Source organism: Actinomycetospora sp., from assembly GCF_055612215.1.
The window spans coordinates 1-2,038 of sequence record NZ_JBVPVA010000742.1; the positions used below are offsets into that span (position 1 = coordinate 1).

Here is a 2,038-nt window from a genome sequence, read left to right on the forward strand (position 1 = left end):
AGGTGAGCGCGCGGCCGGACCCGCCGACCGGCAGCGTGGGACCGGTCGGCTGGCGCTCCGACCCGGTCCATTCGTCGGTCTCGGCCTCGACGGCGGCGAGGCGCCCGAGTTCGTCGCGGACCTGGTGCATCTCGGGACGTCGCGTCGGGTCGGCCGCGAGGACGCGCTCCAGCAGCGAGGTCAGCGAGCCGGCCCGCTGCGGCGGGGTGTAGTCGCCCGTCGCGACGCGGTGCAACTGGGCCAGTGCGTTCTCGTCCTGGCCGAACGGCGGCCGGCCCTCGACGGCGGCGTAGAGCGTGGAGCCGAGGGAGTAGACGTCGGAGCGGAAGTCGGCGTCCGCGCCGCGGGCGACCTCCGGGGCGAGGTACGCGGGGGTCCCGGCCATCATCCCGCTCGAGGTGACCGTGGCCTCGTCGATGGCGCGGGAGATGCCGAAGTCGGTCACCTTGACCACGCCGTCGGCACCGAGGAGGACGTTGCCGGGCTTGACGTCCCGGTGGACGATGCCGGCCGTGTGGGCGGCGGTCAGCGCAGCGGCGACCTGGTGCCCGACGTGCGCGGCGGCGGTCGGGGCCAGCACCCCGTGAGCGGCGACCGCCTCGGACAGGCTCTCCGAGGGCAGGTACTCCATGACCAGCCAGGGCTGGTCCGCGTGGTCGACGACGTCGAACACCGCGATCGTGTTCGGGTGGTGGAGGCGGGCGAACAGACGGCCCTCGCGCATCACCCGCCGGTAGGCCTGGGCGCGGGTGTCGTCGTCGACCCCGCTCGGGAGGCGGACCTGTTTCAGGGCCACCGTGCGGCGGAGCACCTCGTCCTCGGCGCGCCAGACCACGCCCATCGCCCCGCTCCCGACCTGTTCGTCGAGTCGGTAGCGCCCGGCGATCAGCTGGTCGTCCTCGGCCACCCCGGTGCTCCTCCCCTCGAACGTGCCGTCGCGTCGGGGGGAGTCTGCCCATCTGGGGCCCGAGACATACGCGTCCGGCGTGTCGTGATCGCCGACTCCCGGCCCGGATCGAACCGCCGGACCCACCCGAACGATGAACGCAGTGTCCGGGAGGCACCGGTGGCGGGGGGAGGATCAGTCGGCACCCGCGGCTCCGGCTCCACCTGCGCCGGCTCCGTCGTGGTGTTCGCGTCGCCGGCTCACTGAGATGGCGACCGCGGGCGCCGCGCACGAGAAGCTCGACCCCCCAGGCGCAACGGTGTTCAGCGCCGTCCGAGACCGTGGTCGCGGGCGAGGAGGGCAGCCTCGGTGCGGCCGGTGACGCCGAGCTTGGCGAAGATCGCCGAGAGGTTGTTGGTGACGGTCTTGGTGGCGACGCCGAGCCGCGCCCCGATGGCGACGGTCGAGCTCCCGGAGGCGAGCAGCTCCAGGACCTGGCGCTCGCGGGCGGTGAGGTCGGCAAACGGGTCCGGGGCGCGGTCGGGCCCCGCCAACGGTTGGTGGGTCACGCCCGAGCCGAGGATGGTGGCCCCGGCCGCGACGGCGTATATGGCGCGCACGATCTGCTGGCGGGAGTCGCCCTTGAGGACGTAGCCGGCGGCCCCCGCCTCGAGGGCCGCGCGCACCGTCTCGTCGTCGTCGAGCATGGTCAGCACCAGGATTCCGACGTCGGGTGAGGTCGTCCGGACCTTCCGGGTCGCCTCGAGGCCGTCGAGCCCGCCGGGCATGTGGAGGTCCATGACCAGGACGTCCGGCCGTTCGGTCACCGCGAGGCGGACCGCCTCGTCGCCGCCCGCGGCGGTGGCGACGACATCGATGCCCTCCGTCGCGCCCAGCAGCGCGGCGAGTCCGTCGCGGATGACCGGGTGGTCGTCGGCGAGGACGACCCGCAGCGCGGGCTCGCTCACGGTGCGCCGACCTCGGCGTCGGCCCGGGCGAGCGGCAACCGGGCGCACACCCGGCCGCCCTCGGGGGAGGGAGCGGCGCTGAGCAGGCCGCCGAGCTCCTCGGCCCGTTCGCGCATCGAGGCCAGCCCGACCCCCGCCGTCCAGGGGCCCTGGTCGCTCCGGCCGTCGTCGCACACCTCGATGA

Annotated in this window: 2 protein-coding genes and 1 pseudogene; all 3 read right to left on the reverse strand. The window is 74.6% G+C overall.

The window, feature by feature from the left end; genetic code table 11:
• Positions 1-907: serine/threonine-protein kinase (locus AC0CYZ_RS20235; protein ID WP_472218586.1), on the reverse strand; the 907-nt coding region annotated here is incomplete at its 3' end.
• Between the two features lie 302 nt (positions 908-1,209).
• A complete protein-coding gene (locus AC0CYZ_RS20240; RefSeq protein ID WP_472218588.1) occupies positions 1,210-1,854 on the reverse strand; it encodes a response regulator in 645 nt (214 codons plus the stop codon).
• Positions 1,851-2,038, reverse strand: a pseudogene (locus AC0CYZ_RS20245) (sensor histidine kinase); the annotation flags it as partial. The gene AC0CYZ_RS20240 and the pseudogene AC0CYZ_RS20245, both read right to left, overlap by 4 nt.